We start from the raw sequence: 21,346 nt of genomic DNA, 5'->3' as shown, positions 1-21,346 counted from the left end.
AATATTTAAAATATTTTTTTATGAACCAATGGTTATTGGCAATTAACATCGAATCGAATGAATGATTGCAGATCTGCATTCTCAGGTAGAGAGTAGGTCGCTTGGCACTGATTCTCATCATCATGTCCCCATTTAGCGTTTAACTTGCCAGAGGTTTCGAGCCCAGATAAATAAACCTGACCATCATCATTCACAATTGCGGTTTGGTGCCCAATTGAAACTAAGGTACCGAAAGGCAGATTTTTGCCATTTTTGACAATGTGAACCAGTGCACGAGCACCTTGGCGAGTCACAAAGTTTGCTTTGACGATAGCGCCACGAGTGGGCACAGTCGTAAGAACGCTATTTTCAATTTCCGTTTGTTCATCTAACTCACTGCTATCTAATGCAATGCGGTTTAAACGATACGGGGTAGCGTATGGTTTGACTGTGTAACCGAACCAGTCGGTTTTAACACCGCTAGTATGTTCTACGGGAATATCGCTTGCACCCGGTGCAGAAACTAGAATATTGGTTTCGCCAAGAGGTTGGCTAAAGATGACACCATCAGAATGTAAGGTCACCCCTCCAGAAATACCCGTTGATATTTTGCGGTAGTCCTTACCGTAGCTATAACCGACTTGTGTATTTCCATAACCACCTTGGTAGGCCAAATTAAGATTTCCATCATTCCCATTACTTGAGGAATAACCTTGAGCGACGTTCCAATTAAGATTTTGTTGAGCTAGCAAGCTCCCACTTAAACTGGTCTGCTGGATTAACTCTCCTTGGTTATCGTGATTAGCGCTATAAGAGGCATACATTGGAGGTGCTCCTTGAGGTAACCATTTTTGCAAGGGTAGGGACACTGTTAAGAAAATATTCCTATCAGTCGTTTTAACGTCGTATTGATCAATATTTTTATTTAACCCATATGAAAGCGTGTAATTAATATCGCCAATTTGGCTGCTCAACCCTGATTGTATGGAAACAGAACTGCCATTTCGTTCCCAAAAACTTTGTCTGACCCCAGTTAAATAAATGGAACCAACGCCAGTTATCTTTTGTGAGATATTGGTCTGTATTTTCTCACGCTTATTATCGTAAAGATTAAAATAGTCGGTATTGTTGGTTTTCAGCTCCCCGTCAGTGCCAAGGGTTTCATTCTGTGATAGCCAACCGGACATCCGATTTAGCGATGTTTCTTGTAGGGTATAGTAGCCTCGGGTTGAATATCGATATCCCGTGAGTTGAAGATTAGTACCGGTTTCAGGGAATGCTCGTGCATATAGAAATCGCAATGATTGCCCTTGATAGCGGCTTCCATCCGTTAATTGGCTATTTGCATGTGTGATATCTGCTGAAAATGCGCCCCATGCACCAAAGTTAAAACCTGTACCGAATGCACCAGACAGATAATTTTTGGCATATTGAACTCCGCCATAGAGCGTAGTTAATGAAGAAGCACCCCAGATGATCGTGGTTTCTCCAAATTGGGTTGTATCATACTGGTCGTTGTCGGAGCGAAATTCACCTGCGGTCAGGCTATAACTCATTCTACCGTCTCGTAATAACACAGGAACAGAAGCATAAGGCACGATAAATGATTGAATATCACCACTCGCTTCAATAATACTGACTTGCAAGTCACCGCTTGAGCTCATTGCGTTTAAGTCGGTAATAGCAAATTCTCCAGGTGCAATGTTTGCTTGGTAGATTAAATAATCGTTTTGGCGAATTTCAATGGTCGCATTACTGTTTGCCACTCCGCGGATAATCGGCGAAAACCCTTGTTGACTTGAAGGATACATCGTTTCATCAGTTCTTAATTGCACCCCACGAAAAGTCAGTGAATCGAAGACGGTGTTATTGGTAGAACTATCCCCTATGACTAAACGGCTTCGCCAAGGAATGATTCCGCGTTCGACATAGCTGTTGAGGTATTGCCAGTGATTTTCTTGATTGTGTTTGCTTTTATAGCTGGTCCATGTGCGGTTATCACGGTATCTCCAGCTCCCTAAATTGACGCCATTTCTTAGATTCAAGTAGATATTTTTACTGAAATCGTGCTGATATTGGTTATCAGTGATACCTAATGTATAACTGGTAAATAACGCATTAATACCGTCATCCCATTGGTTAGTCGGGATTTCATCTTTGGCTAAATTATTTAACGCAATCTGTGGAATACTGATTTCTAATTTCATTTTCGGAAAATCAAATTCCGTACTCGCATTAGGGATCAATTGTGCCAGAGGAATACATTGAGGGTTGTTAGACTGTAGCAATGAAACGCTATCGATATTGACCCCAAGCTCAGCCAGATCATGCTTAGTTAACACGGGAACTAATCCTGTTTGGTCTGCTGCGAACTTGGGCAACTGGCTATCTTGTTTTTGGCAATCTTGGGCTTTGACAAAGGTAATATTTCTTCTGTACTTGAGATTGCCATTCAATGAAACATCAACATCATAGGTTCCTGGTAATTGTGAGCCTTGGCTTTCAAAAGTGCTTAAATCAGCAATATGCTCTGAATCGATAGATATCAACGAGGGCGGGAAATAGTAATTAGCTCCATCTTGAGCATAAGTATTTTGCATTATAAAAAGGCAGATAAATAAGCATGAGGGTCTCAAATGGTTATTCATGATTTTTTTGTTTTTTTTGAGTGAAACGAACATAGAAAACCTTATTTCCATTTGAAATAAAATAAATTGGCTCTTAATTGAAAATGGCTGGTTTTGGTGATGTGATTCCACCAAAATCATTGATTGAGCTAAATGTCAGTTTACTGGCATCAAATCCTGCTGGTGCATTAACATCAATATGACTAAATGGTGCAATCATGGTTGATGGTAATTCATGATTTCCTGAGCGAAGGTCAGTTAACGTCATATAGTAAGGTGATGGATTAGATATTTTAATTTTTTTATTATCAATCTTACTAAATCGAATTAAGTCAACCGCTTCTTTAGATGTGATTTTTAATCCTTTAGGTCTGGCGAAAAGTTTAACTCGGGTTACAGCTGCGAGAATTAATGCATTTTTATCGGCCAGCTCATTTCGATCAATAGAAGGAATTGCTTTTACATTAAAATAGAATAAGGATTCTTTATCTGTAGGTAATTTTTCACCTGCATAAACTAGGCGTATGTGGTTTTCATTCCTTGGTGCACTAGTAAATAATGGCGGAGTGGAAATGAAGTCATTTATTTTATTTCCGTTTGCATCTTCAATCCATGTTTGAATTAAAAATGCTGATTTATCTGAGGTATTACGAATGCTAGTGGTAATTTGTTTACTTTCTTGAGGATAAATAATTCGGGTACTATCAAGTGTAATTCCACCAGCAAAACAAAAAGAAGAGAGACCAAAATAGAATAGCGAAACCAGCCATTTATAAAAATGACTTGTTTTAGGTAATGAAAACATAAAAACTCCGGAAATAAATGATGCGCACCCGCTATGACACGGGTGCTAAGACGGAAGTATTACTGATAAGTGATAGTGAAGTCGGCAGATGCATTAGCTGAACCCGCAGTGACTTTATCCGCTAATGCGATGTATTGCGCTTGGAAGCGTAATGTACTATCACCTTCATTCAGCGTAATAACATCCGTTGCTTTTAAACCATCAACATTGACTAATTTACTGTTCTGTAAAATTTGGATACCCACGCCAGTTGCAGTTGTTTGTCCACTTTGAGACGCGACAGGTGCAAGGATTTTCTCTTCGTCAGGGACAGTAATACCAGTAAAGGTCAGAGCGACATTTTTGAATGTTTCAGTTGCACAGCCCGTTAACTTAATATCAAAACCAACAGGTGATGAAACAGAAGATTTTCCAGTAAAGGCATCTTGGCGGTATTGACCTAAATTCACAGTTTGTGAAGCGTCATCATTATCAATAACGCAAGGGGTATTCACAATGGTACCTGCAAAAGTAACAATACCACCACCAACCGTTACAGGGGCTAATTCCTCTGGAATGACTGCCTCACTATCTGCAAATACATTTGCAGATAAAGCGAAAGAAATAGGTAATGCGATAGCGATTAACTTAAGTTTCATTATATTAACTTCCATTAGATAAAATTTAAAAGAGATTTGATTGCTTTTTTGGTACCTGCATTAAAAATGACGCATGCACTCCGAAAAATACATTTATATATTTTTGAGATTGCCTACATGAATTACACCGTCAGTTTCTAACTCATCAATAAGTAAATAGAAAAGCCTATTTTGTTCTGGTTTTATTATCTTGTTACTAAATTCATCAAAAGGAATATTTAGCGCATTTAAAAGTATTAAAATATTTTCAATGCTTAATGTTGATATTCCTCTTTCATATCTTGATATCTGTTGTTGGCTGACTGATATTAAAGATGCTAATTCCTTTTCAGATAATCCTTTGCTTACCCTTGCATTCCTAATAAAGTTTCCTATTTTTTCGTTTAGTTTCATTATATTGATAATTAGTTAATTACCTAAATTGGTTAAATAAGGTTTGTATAATTGAGTGATTTCAAAGCGAGGCGAATTGTAGATAGGTTAAATAATGATGTAAATACTCTAAATGTGATGAAATATAATGTTACATTAACTTGAAATAAAATATCTATAATATGGGGGATTATTTTACTCTTTTTATGAGTTATTTTGATGGTGAAAGAAAATAATTATTGGGTAATGAACCAGATTAATAAATGAAATCTATTTACTGATCCCTAAATGAAATAAAATGATACAATATATAATATTTATTTTCATTTTACGCTTTTATTTACTCATCATAAGAGTATTTTGGTTTAGGGATATTAAAATACATCCTATTTTTTTAATGATGAAATCCTGTAAATATCAATAAATACAATTAGTTAGTTGGTTGATGTCAATTGTGATTGAATATTTATAGATCATTTAATGAAAATAAAATCCCCACCGATTAAATAATTTAGAGTGAGGATTTATTTTATTATAATGTTTAATGATGAATGAGATACATTAATTGTTGTTGAGCTTTAGCAAGTCCAGCCTCATAGCCTTCGGGTTTCATATCCAGTCCTTCTGCATAGATAAATTGCACGTTATCAATGCCCATTAATCCTAAAACAGATTTCAAATAAGGTGTAATTGCATCGGTTTCTTGCCCATAGTGGATCCCACCTCGGGCGCTAAATACTAGAGCTTTAACATTTTCAACTAAGCCTAAAGGGTATGTTGCTGTATAGCGGAAAGTTTCTCTCGCTCTCACCACCAAATCAAACCAATTTTTTAATTCGGTGGGTACATTGAGGTTATACATGGGTGCGCCAAGGATCAGTAAATCACTCTCTTTGAGTTCTGCAATGAGTTGGTCAGAAAGCTCAGATGTATTTTTTAAATCATGATTACTTATTTCTGCACCTCTTAAGGCCGCAAAACGGGCTTGATTCAGAACGGGTAATGGGTTTTCTGCTACATCATGCTCGATAATACAGTCTTGGTAGCCTTGGGCTTTACGTTCATCAATATATTGTTGAATTAAGGTATTTGTTTGTGATTGAGCACCGTTAATACTGGATTTGATGACTAAAATTTTCATGGAATTCTTCCTTATCAATTTAAGATGTAGCCAGTATATCTGGCTTGATAAGTTGACAATGAGTGATATTATTTCCCTATATTGTTTCCATTTGAGCACCAATATGAACAAATTAGATCTAAACTGCTTACCTATCTTCATTGCTGTAGTTGAAAGCGGAAATTTTACCGCAGCATCTGAGTTGCTACATGTAACGCGTTCGGCTGTGAGCAAAAGTATTTCACGTTTGGAAAATAGCCTAGGTGTTGCACTGTTTCAGCGTACGACTCGTCAGCAAGTATTAACGGATGATGGAATGGTGCTTTATGAATATGCGAGTAAGGCATTAAATTCACTACAAGAAGCTTCAAATTTCTTAGAAAGTGGTAAACGTCATGTAGAGGGGAAAGTCTGCATCACTGCGCCTCGATTATTGGGAAACTTATATGTTATCCCGCTACTGATTGAGTTAATGAACCTTTATCCTAAGCTAGAAATTGAAACGTTATTGAATGACCGAAAGATGGATTTACAGCAAGAAGGGATTCATATTGCTGTACGAGTGGGAAAACTTCCGGATTCAAATCAATTAATTGCTCATGAAATTGGTCATCATAAAATGATCCTCTGTGCTTCTCCGGGCTACCTCACTAAAAATGGAATTCCGCAAAAAATCTCTGAATTAAATTCTCATCAACTCATTGCTTATACACAGGTAGGGCAAGTTTTACCTTGGCAACTTTATGATGACCACCAGCAGGAATATCTGTATTTACCTACCAGTAAATTTATGATGGATGATATGCAAGCGATTATGTCTGCAGTGTTGCAAGGGGGAGGAATTGCATATTTGCCACAATGGTTAGTGCAAACGCACATTCAATCAGGATCATTAAAAACAGTTTTATCTGAGTACCAAAGTGCGAGTTATCCTATTTCAGTCGTTTGGCTCACAACGCCTTTTTTACCTTTAAAGATCAGAGTCGTTATCGATACTATTCGTGAAAAATTACCCTTGATTTTGATGTCTGGATGATATTTTTTTCATCATCATAAACAGTGAGCCTCCTCACAGAGTGATGGTTTTTATTTGAACAGATCTTGCATGGTGTGAAATTTTAATTCTATATTCGATATATGATATGAAATTTAATTTCTTAATCAGGTGCAACTATTCAGCTATAAACAACACATCATTCAGCGATCAACACATTATAAAATCGATAAAGTGAGGCAAGGTATGAAATTAGCAACTTTACTCGCGACAATGGCGATGTTAGTCACAGCCAGTGTTGCAGCAAAAGAGTACCAAATACACCATACACAGCAGATTAAATCCTTGGAGGATGCCCAAAAATCAGCGAGTTGGGAACAGGCAGAAGTGCTAACTGATTTTATTTATCCATGGGAAAAAGAGACGCCACCAAAAACAGATTTTCGTGCACTCTGGAATGATGATGCCCTTTATTTTCGTTTTATCGTGGATGATAACGACATTCAACTGGGGGATAATCCTGATAAAGATCAGGCTGTATTAGATTCAGATCGTGTGGAATTATTCTTTGCCACTAGTCCTGAACTAAAACCTTATTACACCGCAGAAATGGATCCGCAAGGGCGCACATTCGATGCAAAAGCTAATTTCTATCGTGAGGTTGACCCAAGTTGGAACTGGGAAACCTTGAAGACGGTAGGAAAAATTACCCCTGAAGGTTATATTTTAACGGGTAAAATTGACCTTAATGAATTGACTCAGCTGGGTTTGTGGCAAGACACGGATCAGAAAACATTAATGTGTGCCATTCTTCGCGGTGAATTTAGTGCTGGCGAACCTAAGCAGGTACGCAAATGGATTAGCTGGATTAAGCCAGATTCCGTGAAACCTGATTTTCATATTCCTTCCGCTTTTGGTAGCTGCAAACTCGTCAAATAAATTTCATCCGGTGGTGTAATCCACCGGTTTTTCACTCTCTTTTACATCGTTGTTGTGAAACCAGTCACGTAAATCGTCACAGGTGAACAACTTATTATGATTAAGATTGAAATTAAAATTCATAAATAGTAATTTTTAATGAAATATTATTTCAATTAGGGGTGAGTTGATGACAGTCATCGAAAATACGCTCAGTAATTGTTTACAAAACGAACTTAATCAGGACACGTTACAGTTTTCTCGTTTAGATACATTGTCCATGTTGACAGTGATTAACCAGGCAGATAGGACTGTTGCAACTTCACTGCAATCGGTACTGCCGGAGCTGGCTCAGGTTGTTGATGTGATTGCCGAACGTTTAAAGCAAGGAGGAAGAATATTTTATGTCGGCGCGGGTACTAGCGGACGACTCGCTGTTCTGGATAGTGCAGAATGCCCTCCAACCTTTGGAACATCGCCCGATATGGTGCAATCGATTATCGCTGGTGGACATTCAGCCATGCTAAAAGCGGTTGAAAATATTGAAGATTCAACTGAAGCCTCTATTCACGAGCTACAACAACGTGGCGCGACAGAAAAAGATGTAATTATTGGCATTGCCGCCAGTGGGAGAACACCGTTTACCTTAGCTGCGATCGAATATGGTAACAAAATTGGTGCATTAACGGTGGCAATCACTACGCGGGGACATGGCTTACTCAGTGATTTAGCCCAATATGCGATTGCACCAGATGTAGGAGCTGAAGTGCTTTCTGGCTCAACGAGAATGAAAAGTGGCACGGCACAGAAAATGATATTAGGCATGCTGAGTACTTGTGTGATGGGGCGTTTAGGGCGAATACATACCAACTTAATGGTTGATGTGGTGGCGAGTAATATCAAGTTACTGCGCCGTGCAGAACGTATTGTTGGCGAAGTTTGTGGGATTGATATGCCAACGGCGGCGGCGCTATTAACACAGGTTGATTACCATCCTCGCCGCGCAATTTTAATGCATGAACTCAATATTAGTGCCCAACAAGCGACAGAAATTGTTCAGCGAAACCCCAATACCAGTTTGGATTCGATGCTAAATACCCACGGTAAATAGCCTAAAAATAACATAAACAGCGTCATGACTCAGTCAACACCGGGGAAATACTATGGCCAATAAAATAGAACATCTGGACGTACTCGCAAAAGAAATAGAAAAATATGCGGGTGGATTCGATAACATCGCAACACTAACCCATTGCATGACTCGTATTCGTTTGGTTTTAAAAGATAATAGTAAGTTTAATTCAGAAGCCTTGAAGCAAATTGAAGGCGTAAAAGGTGTCGTTTTCAATGGTGAACAACAGCAAGTGATTGTGGGTATGGGAACCGCGGCAAAAGTTTTTTCAGTGATGAATAAGCGAATGCAAGGCCAAGGTCTTGCCAGTGAGAATAATGCGGAATCTCTACCGGAGAAAAAACCGTTTTCGATTCGTCGTATGCTCAACACTCTCGCGGCTATCTTTGTTCCCACGATCCCCGCATTGATAGGGTGTGGTCTCATCATGGGAATGATTAATATTGTTCGCCTTGTGGCGCCGGGTGTAGTGGAGCAATTCCCTGAATTATTTAAATTATTAAAACTGATTGGTAGCGCGGTCTTTACGTATTTATCCATCATGATTGGTGTGAATACGGCGAAAGAGTTAGGCGCATCCACGTCAATTGGCGCCGTGATGGCAGGATTACTGGCAATGCCGGGATTGGCGGATATCACGCTATTCGGTGAAAAACTTCAGCCAAACAGCGGCGGCATATTTGCGGTTCTGATGGTGGTTGTATTTTCGTCTAAATTTGAGGTGTGGTTTAGAAGTATCATTAAAGAAAGCTTGGATCTCATTGTGACGCCATTTGTGACTATTTTAGTGTCAGCGATGGTTGCATTAGTGGTCTTCCAACCGGCAGGGCATTACCTAAACCAAGTGTTAGCGCAAGGTGTCTCTGTCGCACTGCTTAACAGTGGTGGGGGTGCAGTGGCAACTGGGGGAATATTAGGCGGAAGTTTCTTATTCTTACTTTTGACTGGCTTACATCAAGGTTTGATCCCAATCCATGCTGAAATTTTACAAACTTTTGGTTTGAACTATTTATTTCCAATCTTAGCGATGGGCGGTATGGGGCAAGTCGGTTCCTGTTTCTGGGTATTCTTAAAAACTAAAAATCCACGCTTGAAGAAAACATTAGTGGGTGCATTACCCGTTGGTATCTTTGGGGTGGGGGAGCCATTATTATTTGGCGTTTCATTACCTCTCGGTAAGCCATTTATTGCTGGATGTATTGGTGGGGCTGCGGGTGGAGCGCTAATGGCATTCTTCCATGTGGGCATTATTATTCCATTTGGTACTGCGGGATTATCATTAATTCCATTGGTTGGAGATGGGCAAATACTTGATTTTCTGATTGCGGTTGCAGGCGCATGGATTGTCGGTTTCATTGCCAGTATGATAATAGGCTTCAACGATCCAGAAAAATAATAAGAAGGAATAGCCATGTCAGCTCTGACGGTAAAATTGGAAAGCTTATTGACGAGAGGCAAAGGGACTGAGCAGCGTATCGCCAAGTTTTTGCTTGAATGTCGTGACAGTCTTGTCGCGATGAATGCCGCTGAACTTGCTCAAGCCGCAGGCGTCAGCAGCGCTTCAGTCATTCGCTTCGCTCGCCAGATGGGCTACCGTGGCTATCCTGAATTCAAAGTAGATTACTTATCTGATGAAAAACAGCTTAAAGCTGAAACGCTGTATGGCAATTTGAGCCGTAATGATGGTACGGCTCAAATTATCGCAAAATCAGGGCAAATGTTTATTTCTGCTATTGAAAAATCATTGGAATTACTGGAGCCTGTCGCTGTGGACACCATTGCTCAAAAACTGGTAGAAGCAAAGCGTATTGTGGTGTTTGGGATCGGTTCTTCGGCAATTGTCGCCAATGATATTTTTCATAAGCTTATTCGTGTTAATAAACCGGTTTTATTTAGCACGGATTTACACGTACAACTTAGCTATTCTGCCAATTTAAATGACGGTGATTTGGCGATCGCGGTTACTGCCAGAGGCAATACCCCTGAAATTAATCGGATGCTGAAATCGGCACAGGAAAGTGGTTGCACCACGGTTGCCTTAACCCGCTTCGGGCAAGACGAATCGGCACGTATCGCAGATTTAATCTTGCCTTATTACTATGATGAGCAGCATACCCAGCTAGGGGTGATTACGCCGCAAGTGTTACAGATGGTGATTTTCGACACGCTATTTTTTAAGTATTTAACACTCGCCAATGAAGATACGGATATCGCCTTACAAAAAGGTCGACAAGCCGTGACACAGGCAGGATAACTATGATTGTCACTGAATTAGCCATCGGCGCATTGATTGGCTTAATTATTAGCACCACAGGGGTAGGCGGTGGTGTGATTGTTTTACCCATACTCACTTACTTTTTTGGGCTTAATGCCTTAGCCGCAGTAGCAACTGCAAACTTTTTATCGATGTTGATGAAAATATCTTCGTCATATATGCACTTTCGGTTGGGTAATATCCCAATGAAAGGCGCATTGATTGTACTGGCCATTATGCTACCAAGTACCTTTTTATCGAGCCTATTTGTGACTTGGCTGGGAAGTATCCCGGAATATACACAACAGGTTGAGTGGGGAATTAATTTACTGGTTGCTACGGCGATTATTTTTTCTCTGTATCTGTTTATCCAACGGATGTTTTTTCTTAATCCACTCAAAAAATTAGCGGTGAAAGAAAATCAACTTCGGGCGATGGCATTTCCTGCGGTGATGGCAGGGATTGTATTAGGAGCGACAGGTGTTGGCGGCGGAGTCGTGGTATTGCCGATGTTACTGCGTTATATGAATTTAAACATTAAGCAGGCGATTGGGACATCCATCATTGTCACAACTGTTTTATCAGGATCTTCAGCATTGGCTTATGCACAAGATGGCTACACTGATTTAAAACTGGCACTAATCTTATGTGCAGGTGCGTTATTGGTGATGCCTTTAGCTAAATATCTGTTAGTGAAGTTATCTGAGCGCACTTTCCAATACATGACATTATTACTGATTTTGTGTAGTGCCGTGATGATGACATGGAAAGTAATAATGCCGTAAAAATAGCCCCTCTTGGTGTTGTTGAGGGGGCTTTTATCTATTTATATGATACTTGTGATTAACTCATTACTCTTTTTATGCAATGTAAAAAATGGTTAAGCATGTTTTTTTACTCTTTTCTATGTATGTCATTCCAACAGATATTTATCATTTTAGCTTCATTTGATCTTATCAATAGTTTCAGCTCTTAATTGACTGAATATCCTATTCTTATATGAAAATATAATTGTATAAATTACATGTGATAACCAAGTTAAATTTAATTTAATGTTTTTTCATAATGGTTGCATTTTGTCTTTTTATTGATACTTTTTAATTACTTGGTAATATATGTTGCTGAATGTATATCTAAATACCTATCAGTAAAGAATTGATATTTTTTGTTTTTTTATATTATTTAATATTGATGGAAGTTAATTTGTAATTAAAAATATTAAAAAATATTAATGTCAATATATAATCCTTAAATATTAGTCTAAATTTGAATTGATTTGGATTATATTACCATCTATTTTTGATGCTTTAAATGTGACTGCTTTGTAAATGTTTGTAATATATTAAATTTAATGGTTCCATTATACGATTAATGTTTTTTTTACATGTCAATTAAAATAACCACTAACTTGGCTTCTATTGTCTTTACCCTAAATATGATCCAGAATTAAAAAACTGATTAATATTTTTTGATTCTTCATTCTTATTTTGGGAGTTTTTTATGTCTGTGAAAATATCAAAGAAGAATGAAAATCAAAAGATTGGATTAATAGCCTTGGTTGCCATTGTTGTTAGCTCAATGATTGGTAGTGGCGTCGATGGGCTACCACAAAATATGGCTGAAAATTCAGCTGTAGGTCCAGTGGTCATTGCTTGGCTAATTTGTGGGTTTGGGATGTTTTTTATTTCCCGTGTATTTATTGTGTTATCCAATATTCGCCCTGATTTACAGGCTGGTATCTATATGTATGCAAGAGAGGGATTCGGACCTTTTATTGCTTTCATTGTGGCGTGGGGATATTGGCTTATGACCATTTTTAGTAACGTTGCCTTTGCTATTATGGTTATGGATACCCTAAATTATTTTATTCCTGGTGATTTTAGAGGTGGAAATAATATCCCATCTGTTATTGGTGCATCTATTTTGGTTTGGGGGTTTAATTTTCTTGTCCTATCCGGAACTCGTGTTGCAGGCGTCGTGAATATATTAGGTACATTTGCGAAAATGATACCTCTAATTGTCTTTGTTTTTACGGTAGCTTATTTTTTAAATTATAATGAGTTAACCAAAAATATTTGGGGGCATAGCCCCGAGTTTTCACATCAAAAATTAGGTTCTATTTCGAGCCAAATATTCTCTCCATTGGATGTTGCTCTTTGGTCGTTTATTGGTGTTGAAGGTGCTGTTGCATTATCCGGTAGAGCCAAAAATAAAAAAGATGTTGGTAAAGCTACTTTTATAGGCTTCGTTATCTCGCTATTTATCTGTATTTTGGTTTCAATATTACCTTTTGGTATCTTTAGTCAAAGCACTCTGAGTGAGATCGCTACACCATCGACTGCGGGAATATTAAAATCATTAACAGGGGATTGGGGTGAATGGTTAATTAATATTGGCGTTCTAGTCTCAGTATTAACGAGTTGGTTAGCTTGGACGATGATTTGCGCTGAGATACCTATGGTTGCAGCACAAGATGGTACTTTCCCGAAAAAGTTTTCTCAGAAGAATAAAAATGGCTCTGCATCAGTTTCACTATGGGTGAGCAGTGGATTTATGCAGGTGGTTATTTTCCTAGTCTATTTTTCTAATCATGCATGGCTAGCGATGTTAGCAATTTCTGCCCTAACAGTTTTACCTGCATATTTAATGTCAACCGCCTATTTATTTAAGCTTTGTATCACGGGTGAATACAGTAAATATACAAATAAAAACTCCACAATTGCATTAGTGACCAGTGTGATAGGAATTTCATTTTGTTTATTAATGTTTTATGCCAGTGAAGTGAAATACCTTACGATGGTACCAATATTATTAACAGTCGGATTACCTTTGTTTATTTGGTCAAGAGTGAAACATTTTAAAGATAAACCTATTTTCACTCGAGTGGAATTAAATATTTTTATTTTTTTAATTATGCTCGATATATTGATTATTATTCTTTTTATGAATGGTATTGTTAATTTTTAATTAACCCTATAAATAAGCTTATGATTTATTTTCCTACCTCATTCATTAAGGAATGGGTATCAATTTATGATTGTCAATTTTTTGCAGTAAACAATAAAATAAAATGGAGATATATTTTGAAATTTAATCATAATATTTTATTTGTATCATCTTCTTATCTAAAAGAAGATCACCCAGCCAAACAAGCTCTTGAGCGCCTTAAAGCTGCCGTAATAGAACGTGATTTTAAGGTTTTTATCGCAGATAAAATTCAGGATGGAATAAGATTAATTCAAGAAAACCCTAAATATAGTGCCGTGGCTATTTATTGGGACGACAATGATCCTAATATGGCGAAGAATTGTGTACAGGTTGTAGCCGTATTACGTAAACGAAATCCAACGACACCGCTCTTATTAGTGTCGGAGGAAAATATTACAGATAATGTTCCTCTAGATGTCTTAAAAGAAGTTAGTGAGTACATTTATTTATATTCAGAAACGCCACCATTTACGGCTAATCGTATTTATACGCTTGTACATCGTTACGCCGAAAACCTCTTGCCACCCTATTTTAAAACACTGAAAGATTTTACTGAGGATGGTGATTACTATTGGGATTGCCCGGGACATATGGGGGGCATGGCATATTTAAAACATCCAGTAGGTATTGAGTTTATTAATTTTTTTGGCGAGAACATGATGAGGGCCGATATTGGTGTCGCCACCGCAGAAATGGGTGACTATCTGATTCATGCTGGTCCCTCAAAAAAATCAGAAGAAATCGCGGCTGAACTTTTTGGTGCTGATTGGACTTTTTACGGTGTATCAGGCTCATCAGGTTCTAACCGTATAGTCGCGCAGGGTGCTGTTGCTGCAGATGAAATTGTCATCGTCGATCGCAACTGCCATAAGTCGCTTAATCATGGCTTAACATTGTCGCAAGCTCGTCCTGTGTATTTAAAACCAACTCGTAATGGTTATGGTCTTATTGGCCCTATTCCGAATGAGCGTTTAAAAAAAGCAAGTATTGATAAGCTCATAGCTCAAAGCCCATTAAGTCAAGGTGCAGCAACATCAGAAGCGACCTATGCAGTCGTGACTAACTGCACGTATGACGGCTTTTGTTATAATGTGAACGATGTTGTTAAATATCTCGGCGAAAGCGCCCCTAGAATTCACTTTGATGAAGCTTGGTATGCTTATGCACGCTTCCATCCGTTATATAAAAATCGTTTTGCTATGGGGGTGGAGGATACACCAAATCGTCCTACTATTTTTGCTGTTCAATCAACACATAAAATGTTGCCATCGCTCTCAATGGCTTCCATGATCCATGTGAAAAAAAGTGAACGTGCCCCCCTTAATTTTGATGATTTCAATGACTCATTTATGATGCATGGAACTACCTCACCTTACTACCCAATCATTGCATCCATTGATGTGGCCGTTAGTATGATGCAAGGTCAATCAGGTACATCATTAGTTCAAGAGTCTATAGAAGAAGCGATAGCGTTCCGTAAAGCAGTTGTGTCCGTGAAACGTCAATTAAAAGAGCAAGAAGGTGAGTCAGCTTGGTTTTTTGATGTCTTGCAGCCTACGGAGGTCAAGAATCAAGAAACAGGACAAAAATACAGTTTTGAAGATGCACCGATTGAATTACTGAGTCAGGACCCAAATTGTTGGGGTTTACGTGCTGGAGATAAATGGCATGGGTTTACTGATGAGGATTTAGCCGACACAAACAGTATGCTTGATCCAGTAAAAGTCACTATTACTTGCCCTGGAATTTCGCCTGACGGTAAATATCAAGATAGAGGGATCCCCGGTTATATCATCACAAAATTCCTAGATGACCGCCGTATTGAAATAGCACGTACGGGGGATTATACCATTTTGATTTTATTTTCTGTGGGGATTACCAAAGGTAAGTGGGGAACACTGCTCGAAAGTTTATTGTCATTCAAAAAACTCTATGACAATGGCACACTTGCGATTGACGCTATTCCATCATTAAAAAATCATTCATCGAATTACGATAAGTTGACCCTTAAACAACTCTGTCAGGAAATGCATGAAAAAATGTGTGATCTTGATTTAATGAAGCATATCAATGATGCGGTTAATACCGATCCTGAACCTGTTTTAACACCTGCGGATGCCTATCAAAAAGTGGTTCGCTATAAGTCCGAACACATTCGTTTAGATGATTTTTCTGGGCGTATTGCCGCCAGTATGCTTGTTCCATATCCTCCTGGAATTCCAGTCTTGATGCCCGGTGAACGTTTACCTAAAGGAAACCAAGGAATTATTGGTTACTTACGTGCACTTCAGGAATTTGATAAGCACTATCCGGGGTTTGAGCATGAAGTTCAAGGTATCAATGTCGATGATAATGGTGATTTTTGGGTTAGGGCCATTATTGAAGATGACCGCAAAGCAGTAGAGGTTCCTAAGCATATAACCTTTAAACGTCATGTGACTTCAACCATCAAAAAAGGTCGTCAGTAACTTTAGCTTAAAGTACTGGTGACGAGAGCCATCAGTACTTGATAAAAGCTAAAAATATATTTATTGGCGTTTTTTTAACGACTTTTAAAAGGCTCTATTTATGGCAAATCAACCTTCAGCGACATCAAGTAGCACAACAGACGCCTCCTCTTCTGGAGGAACTAAATTAGGGTTAATTGCATTAATTGCAATTGTTGTTGGGTCAATGCTTGGTGGTGGCGTATTCAGCTTACCGCAAAATACAGCCGCAAGTTCTGCAGTCGGTCCTGTAATTATTGCGTGGGTGATAGCTGGCATTGGTATCTATTTTATTGCTAATTCATTTCGTATTCTGTCGGATCTCCGCCCTGATTTACAAGCAGGGGTTTACATGTATGCACAAGAAGGATTCGGTTCTTTCATTGGTTTTAGTGTGGCGTGGGGATATTGGCTAATGACTGCGTTTGGTAACGTCGCCTTTGCAGTTATTTTGATGGATGCATTTGATCAATTTTTCCCCGGGGTATTTACTGACGGCAATAACCTTAATTCAATTATTTGTGGCTCAGTTTTAATTTGGGGTTACAACTTCCTTGTATTATCAGGGACTAAAGTTGCTGGTTTTGTGAATACCTTAGGAACAATAGCCAAGCTAGTTCCTCTCATTTTATTTGTTATTATCTTGGGTTTATTAATTGATTATACTCAATTATTTAATAATTTTTGGGGGACTGCGCCTCAAGTTGTTACTCAAGTTAATCAACATATAGAACCGGCTTCTTTAATGTCGCAAATATTAGCGCCTATGACAGTAACACTTTGGGCATTTATTGGTGTCGAAGGTGCCGTTGTATTATCGGGGCGAGCTAAAAACAAAAAAGATGTTGGTAAAGCAACGTTATTAGGGTTCTTAATTGCTTTAATTATTTATATGTTTTTATCTATATTGCCTTTTGGTGTAATGCCGCAAGCTGAATTATCATTAGTTGAAAACCCTTCTACTGCCGGTGTTCTTGGGAAAGTTGTTGGTGATTGGGGAAGCTTATTAATGAATATTGGCCTGATCATATCTGTATTAGCCGGTTGGCTAGCATGGACAATGCTTTGTGCTGAAATTCCAATGGTAGCAGGACAAAAAGGTGCATTTCCTCGAGCATTTGCACGTACTAACAAGAAGCAGGCAGCAAGTGTGTCTCTTTGGGTTAGTAGCTTCATTATGCAGGCCGCAATGTTATTAGTTTATTTTTCCAGCAATGCTTGGAATACCATGTATAACATTAGTGCCTTGATGGTTGTACCTGCCTATATTACAACTACGCTTTATATGACTAAAATATGCTTGAATAAGGAATATAATCAATATTCTCAAAAAGGTCGTAATATCGCCTTGGTGAGCGGTGTAATTGGTGCATTATTTTGCTTATTCATTCTTTATGCAAGCCAAATTCAATATGTTGCACTTATTCCTATTTTATTAACTTGTGGCTTACCTATTTTTATTTGGTCTCGTAAAGAGAAAAAAGATAACTTACCTATTTTTAATAAGATGGAATTAATCTCTTTAGCTATATTATTAGCTTTAGATTTGATTGTTGTTTTCTTATTATTTAAAGGCGTTATTTCCATTTAAATCTCAGTCTTATTTCAAAGGTTACTCTTTTTATAAGAGTAACCTTGTAATAAATAAATTATTCATGATTTTTAAATTTATTCAGTAATTATCTGAAGGGTTTTGTATTTGAAAGTTAAGGTAAACAGAATGAAAATATTAATTAAATCTACAGGCGCTGCACTAGTTCTGATGACTTTTGTGAGCCAAGCGGAAGAGTTTATACCTAGTGGCTCTATTGGGGTAACACAAACATTTTATGGCAATGCGGGTAGCTATAAAACAGCAACATCACACCCATCATTACTGTTCAATTACAATTTTTATCCTAAGTGGAGTATGGCTTTACAATGGGATAGAACATGGAATATGTACCATTATGACGGTTCAGAAAAGCAACAAGATAACCGGTTTAGTGGTCCAAAAGGTACATTAAATTATAACTATGGTGTGATTGATGGATCAAAAGTGAAATGGAACTCTTCGCTAATGGTTGAGAATGAGGATGATTTTGATGGTACCAACCAAACCTACGCATTGATGCAAACAGCATTCGATTTTTCTGAATACATTCCTAAAAATGATTATATTCAAGCGACTCAATTTGCATTTTCACCTATGTATATTTATGGATGGAATACCCAAGGACCGTCAGGACATGTTAATACAGGGATTTTAAGTTTACTTACTAATTGGCAGCTCCCTGCAAATTTTTCGATTACACTAAATGCTTATGCTTTTAGAGAATGGTATGACGGAAATATGCTCATAACTGATGGAACACAGTCCTACAGTAATGCAAATTATTATATGTTTTTAGCATGGTTAAATTATTCGAATACCTTATATCAATTTAATGATAATACTTCATTGTCATTTAATTTTGTTGGTGGATTAGATCCGTATATATCCTCGAATAAAAAAGCAGCTTGGGATCCATTTATTGCAGGAAATCAAATGTCTGAATGGTTATCGCCAACAATTATGGACGGTAATTATAAAAGTACTTATACCTTGTTTGCACTACCCCAGCTTAGTTTAAATTATCAATATAATAAGGCTCTAAATTTATCTGCATTTGTTCAAGCCAAATATTCTAATCAAGTCTGGGGTTCAACTGAAAAAGATTGGGAGCTACAGCCGCAGGGAGGCGTGGGTATTCGTTATGCCTTCTAGTAAAACATGCTCATATTTAAATATGAGCATGTTATTGTTCTAAATTGTACCCGGCTTATGCTTTATAGGGGAACAATATGGCAACGTATTAATAAGGTTTAGGCAAATCAAAAAAATTCTAATGGATTTACCTATTCTAATTCTTAGAATGCTGGTTTTTTGGATAAAAATAGTGATATTCACTAATTTTTAAATTAAAAAATATGGCTATATTTTAGAGGTTTTTAATAAAATAGATTCTGGATATCAGCGATTCTGAGTATTTATTTCTATAGATATCAGCTGTATATCAAAGAGTTAAAATACGTTCTACAATTAAAGACATTAATTTTGATGCATCGACATCAGTAATAATTTTACATTTAGATTCATTATTCATAGTTTCCGAACAGTGATTAGTAGCAGTAGATATGGTGGCAAGACTATGACCAAATAGTCTATTGGATTCATATTCAATAGTAATTGAACCGTCAACACCTGAAAAAATTTCAGGTTGAATGAGGTATGCGATAACGCAGGGGTCATGCAGAAAAGGATCACATTCGGCATATCTTCGGCACATCTCTGCCACTTTCAGGGCAATAACATCACCTTTTTCCAAAGACGTGCACAAACCTGCTCTTATATCAGCTTTACTTGTTACATCCAAACCAAGCATAGTAATATGTCGTGCGCTATCAAAAACAATATGAGCAGCATGGGGATCTACATAAAAATTAAATTCAGCTGCTGGTGTTATATTTCCCTGTGTAAATGCGGCTCCTCCCATAACTACAATATCTTTTACATTATCAACTAATTTTGGTTCTTTAATGATAGCTATTGCGATATTAGTGAGAGAAGCCATTGCGCATAATGTTACTTCACCTGGATTTGACATTACTGAATCAATAATAAAGTCTACCGCATGACCTGAATCATTTTGGTATTCTGGCGTAGGTAGGAGCACCCCAGCTAGCCCATCTGTACCATGAACATTAGTTTTATTTCCAGTTTTGGTCATTAATGGACGATCGCAGCCTTTTGCTAGAGGAATATCTAGCCTATTCGCTAATGTAAGTAATTTTTTTGCATTACTGTGAACCTTTTCTAACTCTACATTCCCAGCGACTGTCGTTATCCCGATGATTTCTATTTCTGGTGACGCTATCGCGAGAAAAATGGCCACTGCATCATCAACTCCAGGATCACAATCTATTATTATTTATGCATTTTTACTCCTTGATTTATATTTTATTAATTAGAAAGGTGAAAGTATTAAGAATTAAATCTAAAGTGACTATATATTTAAATTGTCTAAATATTAAAAAATATGAAAGATAAAGTTATAAGGACTGCAACAATAAAAACATAGAGGGTTTATTCTGTGTGCTTCCCAAAAAACATCTTTATTGGAATGATTACATTATCAATTCTTGATGCTATATCATCAAGAATGGCAAGTCTATTTTTTGAAGTCAAGAAAGTGTATAGTTAAAAATAAAAATCACAACAAATATAAATTACTCCAAAAGGATTACAATGTTAGTAGATTTTAATTTTTAATTAATTATATCGGTTATAAAAAAGGATTTTAAAATTAACCTATTATTGCATAATTGATTACATTAATAATTAAAAAATTTAAAATATAGTAATCTAAAATAAGCTATTTTGTTTGTCTTTTTTTTAAATAATTCTAAAAGTGTGAATTTCATCGCATTTATAAACTCATTGCTCAAAGTCCATTAAGTAAAGGTGCTGCAACATCAGAAGCGACTTATGTCGTCGTGGCTAACGGTAAGTATGACGGCTTTTATTATAATGTGAACGATGTTGTTAAATATCTTGGCGAAAGTGCCCCTAGAATTCACTTTGATGAAGCTTGGTATGCTTATGCATGCTTCCTCCCGTATATAAAAATCGTTTTGCTATGGGGGAGGATACACCTAACTGTCCCACTATGTTTGCTGTTCAATCAATACATAAAATGTTGCCATCGCTCTCAATAGCTTCCATGATCCATGTGAAAAAGTGAACGTACCCCATTAATTTTGATGATTTCAATGACTCATTTATGATGCATGGAACTACCTCACCTTATTACCTAATCATATCCTCAAATAAAAAATCAGCGTGGGGATCCAATAAGCCTTTTGATTGAAATTACGGGGCACTAAATTTACTCATAAAGCTAACTTCGCATGAATTATGTGTAATCGAAAAACAGGCTCCGGTTGGCATTTGTTAATAATAAATAGTAATTAAATTATATTTTTTATTATAATTTGATATAATTAATTTGTTA

General features: G+C 37.3%; 16 protein-coding genes and 1 pseudogene. 11 read left to right on the top strand and 6 right to left on the bottom strand.

Annotated elements, in window-relative coordinates; translation table 11 throughout:
- Window positions 1–32: 32 nt before the first annotated feature.
- The 5 genes from PROVRUST_RS14830 to PROVRUST_RS14810 form a co-directional block, all read right to left on the bottom strand.
- The gene (locus PROVRUST_RS14830; RefSeq protein WP_230083628.1) at window positions 33–2,579 is read right to left on the bottom strand and encodes a fimbria/pilus outer membrane usher protein; all 2,547 of its coding nucleotides are present in this window, start codon (window positions 2,577–2,579) and stop codon (window positions 33–35) included.
- A gap of 121 nt (window positions 2,580–2,700) precedes the next feature.
- Window positions 2,701–3,411 carry a fimbria/pilus periplasmic chaperone gene (locus PROVRUST_RS14825; protein ID WP_006815680.1) on the bottom strand — a complete coding sequence of 237 codons (711 nt, stop codon included), beginning with the start codon at window positions 3,409–3,411 and terminating at the stop codon, window positions 2,701–2,703.
- Window positions 3,412–3,470: 59 nt separating this feature from the next.
- Window positions 3,471–4,049 carry a fimbrial protein gene (locus PROVRUST_RS14820; protein WP_156777706.1) on the bottom strand — a complete coding sequence of 193 codons (579 nt, stop codon included), beginning with the start codon at window positions 4,047–4,049 and terminating at the stop codon, window positions 3,471–3,473.
- A 93-nt stretch (window positions 4,050–4,142) separates the two neighbouring features.
- Window positions 4,143–4,442 carry a helix-turn-helix domain-containing protein gene (locus PROVRUST_RS14815; protein ID WP_006815678.1) on the bottom strand — a complete coding sequence of 100 codons (300 nt, stop codon included), beginning with the start codon at window positions 4,440–4,442 and terminating at the stop codon, window positions 4,143–4,145.
- Window positions 4,443–4,962: 520 nt separating this feature from the next.
- Window positions 4,963–5,562 carry an FMN-dependent NADH-azoreductase gene (locus PROVRUST_RS14810; protein ID WP_039855572.1) on the bottom strand — a complete coding sequence of 200 codons (600 nt, stop codon included), beginning with the start codon at window positions 5,560–5,562 and terminating at the stop codon, window positions 4,963–4,965.
- A gap of 103 nt (window positions 5,563–5,665) precedes the next feature.
- Here PROVRUST_RS14810 and PROVRUST_RS14805 point away from each other — a divergent pair, with 103 nt between their 5' ends.
- The 10 genes from PROVRUST_RS14805 to PROVRUST_RS14760 all read left to right on the top strand — a co-directional run bounded on the left by PROVRUST_RS14805 (window position 5,666) and on the right by PROVRUST_RS14760 (window position 19,059).
- Window positions 5,666–6,577 (top strand): LysR family transcriptional regulator, encoded by a 912-nt coding sequence (locus PROVRUST_RS14805; protein WP_006815676.1) that lies wholly within the window; start codon window positions 5,666–5,668, stop codon window positions 6,575–6,577.
- Between the two features lie 204 nt (window positions 6,578–6,781).
- A complete protein-coding gene (locus tag PROVRUST_RS14800) occupies window positions 6,782–7,474 on the top strand; it encodes a carbohydrate-binding family 9-like protein (protein WP_039855571.1) in 693 nt (230 codons plus the stop codon).
- Between the two features lie 169 nt (window positions 7,475–7,643).
- On the top strand, window positions 7,644–8,564 hold the full coding sequence (gene murQ, locus PROVRUST_RS14795; protein ID WP_006815673.1) for an N-acetylmuramic acid 6-phosphate etherase: 921 nt from the start codon (window positions 7,644–7,646) through the stop codon (window positions 8,562–8,564).
- A 52-nt stretch (window positions 8,565–8,616) separates the two neighbouring features.
- Window positions 8,617–9,981 (top strand): PTS transporter subunit EIIC, encoded by a 1,365-nt coding sequence (locus tag PROVRUST_RS14790; RefSeq protein ID WP_006815672.1) that lies wholly within the window; start codon window positions 8,617–8,619, stop codon window positions 9,979–9,981.
- Between the two features lie 15 nt (window positions 9,982–9,996).
- Window positions 9,997–10,839 carry a MurR/RpiR family transcriptional regulator gene (locus tag PROVRUST_RS14785; protein WP_006815671.1) on the top strand — a complete coding sequence of 281 codons (843 nt, stop codon included), beginning with the start codon at window positions 9,997–9,999 and terminating at the stop codon, window positions 10,837–10,839.
- 2 nt (window positions 10,840–10,841) lie between these two features.
- Entirely contained in the window at window positions 10,842–11,624 is a 783-nt protein-coding gene (locus tag PROVRUST_RS14780) for a sulfite exporter TauE/SafE family protein (RefSeq protein WP_006815670.1), read from the top strand.
- Window positions 11,625–12,339: 715 nt separating this feature from the next.
- A complete protein-coding gene (locus PROVRUST_RS14775; RefSeq protein WP_006815669.1) occupies window positions 12,340–13,806 on the top strand; it encodes a basic amino acid/polyamine antiporter in 1,467 nt (488 codons plus the stop codon).
- 116 nt (window positions 13,807–13,922) lie between these two features.
- Entirely contained in the window at window positions 13,923–16,295 is a 2,373-nt protein-coding gene (locus PROVRUST_RS14770) for an Orn/Lys/Arg family decarboxylase (protein WP_039855570.1), read from the top strand.
- A 100-nt stretch (window positions 16,296–16,395) separates the two neighbouring features.
- Entirely contained in the window at window positions 16,396–17,904 is a 1,509-nt protein-coding gene (locus tag PROVRUST_RS14765; protein WP_006815667.1) for a basic amino acid/polyamine antiporter, read from the top strand.
- A 129-nt stretch (window positions 17,905–18,033) separates the two neighbouring features.
- A complete protein-coding gene (locus PROVRUST_RS14760) occupies window positions 18,034–19,059 on the top strand; it encodes a FomA family porin-like outer membrane protein (protein WP_006815666.1) in 1,026 nt (341 codons plus the stop codon).
- 289 nt (window positions 19,060–19,348) lie between these two features.
- Here PROVRUST_RS14760 and PROVRUST_RS14755 read toward each other — a convergent pair whose 3' ends face one another.
- Window positions 19,349–20,227 carry a nucleoside hydrolase gene (locus tag PROVRUST_RS14755; protein ID WP_006815665.1) on the bottom strand — a complete coding sequence of 293 codons (879 nt, stop codon included), beginning with the start codon at window positions 20,225–20,227 and terminating at the stop codon, window positions 19,349–19,351.
- 532 nt (window positions 20,228–20,759) lie between these two features.
- On the opposite strand from PROVRUST_RS14755, the pseudogene PROVRUST_RS20720 reads away from it, so the two are divergent.
- Window positions 20,760–21,076: pseudogene (locus tag PROVRUST_RS20720) on the top strand (hypothetical protein).
- Window positions 21,077–21,346 lie beyond the last annotated feature (270 nt).

This window comes from Providencia rustigianii DSM 4541 (assembly GCF_000156395.1).
GTDB classification, from domain to species: Bacteria; Pseudomonadota; Gammaproteobacteria; order Enterobacterales; family Enterobacteriaceae; genus Providencia; species Providencia rustigianii.
The sequence above is the reverse complement of the archived record's forward strand: the minus strand, read 5'-3'. Positions and strand labels throughout refer to the sequence as shown.